The organism is Thermogutta sp. (assembly GCF_014359955.1).
In the GTDB taxonomy this organism is placed as follows: Bacteria; Planctomycetota; Planctomycetia; order Pirellulales; family Thermoguttaceae; genus Thermogutta.
In genome coordinates this window covers 1-1,805 of the sequence record NZ_JACIYL010000852.1, presented here as the reverse complement: position 1 = coordinate 1,805, position 1,805 = coordinate 1, and the positions used below count along the sequence as shown (strand labels likewise).

Below are 1,805 nucleotides of genomic sequence, written 5' to 3'. Positions count from 1 at the left end.
CCCCTCGCCTGGAAAACCGAGGGCATCGGCCAGGGGTATGCCGGGGTCACCATTGCTGATGGTCGAATTTTCACCGCGGGAAATATCGATAAGGACGCCGTCGTCACGGCCCTGGACATGGATGGCCGGATCCTCTGGCAGAAGCCGAACGGCCCGGCATGGACGAAGAATTATCCGGGCGCACGGGGGACACCGACCGTTGACGGCGATCGAGTGTACCATCTCGGGGCGTCAGGCGATCTGACCTGTTTTCGCGTGGAGGACGGCTCCGTCGTTTGGCGTACCAACATCATGGAACGCTTTCATGCGCCGCTGCCTCAATGGGGACTGGCCGAGTCGGTCCTCATCCGTGGAAAGTACCTCTACTGCACCCCGGGCGGTCCAGAAACGTGCATCGTTTGCCTGGACAAAATGACCGGCGAAACGGTTTGGCAATCCGCGTCGGCCAATGGCGACACGACCGCTTACGCCAGCATTCAGTGGGCCGATTTCGAGGGGATTCCCATCCTGCTTACGATGACGGCCAAGGCCCTCGTCGGCGTCCATGCCGAGACGGGCCGCCTGCTCTTCCGCCATCCGCACGAGACGGCCTACGACGTGAACGCGTTCATGCCCCTTTATGCGAACGGGGAAGTCTTCGTCAGCACCGGCTACGGCAGCGGGTCGGAGTTGGTCCGTCTCAAACGAGACGGCGAGAATATCACGGCGGAACAGGTCTGGGTCAATAAGGACCTGGACAACCACCACGGCGGTGTGATCCTCGTCGAAGGCTTTCTGTATGGATCAAGCTACAACGGACGGTGGTGCTGTCTCGATTGGAAAACGGGGGAAACACGCTACATGGATCGGGGCATCGGTAAAGGATCGCTCACCTATGCCGATGGTATGCTCTACACCTACAGCGAGCGGAGAGTAGTCGGGCTGGTGAAAGCCACGCCGGAAAAGTATGAGTTGGTCAGCCAGTTTCGTTTGCCATCAGACGAGCGGGCGGAATCCTGGGCCCATCCTGTGGTGTGTGGGGGACGACTCTATCTCCGCCACGGCAATATCCTGTTTGCCTACGATGTTCGCAAACAGCCGTGAAAGGCGCGGGTTCAAGCGTGCCTTGCCGGTTTTTCCGAGAAACGTGCCTGTCAGGTCCGCCCCTTGGAGGGACCTGCTTGTCAGGTCCGTTTATCCGGGATGGATGATCCGTTCCATTTCATCGAATACAAAACGGGTTCACCGGTACGGGCGATTCGTGCCCATGAATTGAACGTCGCATTCGGTAGGGGCAATTCATGAATTGCCCCTACCACGATGGTGACACCCCGTGGCGAGGGGACACCGGGCACGACAAGTGTGCCCCTCCGACTCTCTCCCTCGTAGCCCTTGCCTGTGCTATCAAAACACGGTTCAATAGTGGCCAGTGCCGGGGCAATCTGAATGTTGGCCATTGTCAGCCGTTCCGGAGAAATCGCTGAGCAAGAAACGGCATTCAAGTGACAAAGGAGCTCACCATGGGCCAGGTGTTTTTCGGTGTCAATCTGGAATTTGTTCGCCACGCGGACAAGTCGTTTGAGTGGGGGGTCGCCAAGGCGGCGGAGTTGGGCTACGAATACGTGGAACCGATGGTCCACTGGGGCCGGGAACTCCTTTCCGAGGCGGGCTATTTCCACAGCGTTTCGATGCTCGACGATCCCTACCGCATCAAGGATGCCTGCGCCAAAGCGGGGGTGAAGCTGTCGGGTTTGTCCGCCCACTGTCCGCTCATCAAGCCCGAAATCAGTGTGGAGTATCTCAAGCAGGCCATTCGCTTTGCGGCG

At 59.0% G+C, this 1,805-nt stretch carries 2 protein-coding genes and 1 pseudogene; 2 read left to right on the top strand and 1 reads right to left on the bottom strand.

Translation table 11 applies throughout. The features are described 5' to 3' along the window. On the top strand, positions 1-1,083 hold a 1,083-nt coding region (locus tag H5U08_RS17565), incomplete at its 5' end, for a PQQ-binding-like beta-propeller repeat protein (RefSeq protein ID WP_297036080.1). Positions 1,084-1,163: 80 nt separating this feature from the next. Here H5U08_RS17565 and H5U08_RS17560 read toward each other — a convergent pair. Continuing rightward, complete coding sequence (locus H5U08_RS17560; protein WP_297036078.1) at positions 1,164-1,436, bottom strand: hypothetical protein; 273 nt, start codon at positions 1,434-1,436, stop codon at positions 1,164-1,166. A gap of 63 nt (positions 1,437-1,499) precedes the next feature. Between H5U08_RS17560 and H5U08_RS17555 the strand changes: the two are divergent. Next, a pseudogene (locus tag H5U08_RS17555) lies at positions 1,500-1,805 on the top strand (sugar phosphate isomerase/epimerase); the annotation flags it as partial.

Excerpts from the sequence above, each read along its gene's own strand:
- H5U08_RS17560 (WP_297036078.1), bottom strand. The coding sequence starts at position 1,436 with ATGGCCAACATTCAGATTGCCCCGGCACTGGCCACTATTGAACCGTGT.